This is a genomic window from Ruegeria sp. AD11(2025) (genome assembly GCF_056542405.1).
The window spans coordinates 1-505 of sequence record NZ_JBQFZU010000176.1 but is presented as its reverse complement, the minus strand read 5'-3'; the positions used below and the strand labels follow the sequence as shown (position 1 = coordinate 505).

Annotated in this window: 1 pseudogene; it reads right to left on the bottom strand. The window is 54.5% G+C overall.

The annotated features are described in order from the left end of the window. Positions 1 to 505: pseudogene (locus tag ACR1XY_RS24970) on the bottom strand (Tn3 family transposase); the annotation flags it as partial.

Sequence of the window (505 nt, the reverse complement as noted above, 5' to 3'; positions counted from 1 at the left end):
CGAAAGTGTTGACCTTCTGTGGTTCGATCTCTGATTTCTCCTTGCCGCCCGATCCGCAGGGCATTCTTCAGGGCGTGATGCGCCTCACCTTAGTTGAGACCGATTTGGGCGCGTCGCTGCATGTCTGTGTCGAGCAGCCATTCGATGATGAACAATGTGCGCTCGATGCGCCCAATTTCTCTCAGCGCAATGGCCAGATCATGTTGCCGTGGCCGCGCTGCCAGTTTTTTCAGGAGTTGACTAGGTTGCATCCTGCCCGAAAGCATCGTCGCAATGCAGCGCAAAACATCAGGCCAGTTGGCTATGATTGTGCTTTCGCAAATGCGGTCACCTACCAAGCCCCTTAGCTCATTTGGGGCACTGCGCCGATCAAAGACATGAAGCCGCTTGGAGGGAAGATCCCTGATGCGCGGAATGAACATGTAGCCAAGCAGCGAAGTAACGGCAAATACGAGATCAGTGAAGCCGCCTGTATCGGCATATTGTTCCCTAACCCGTTTGCCCG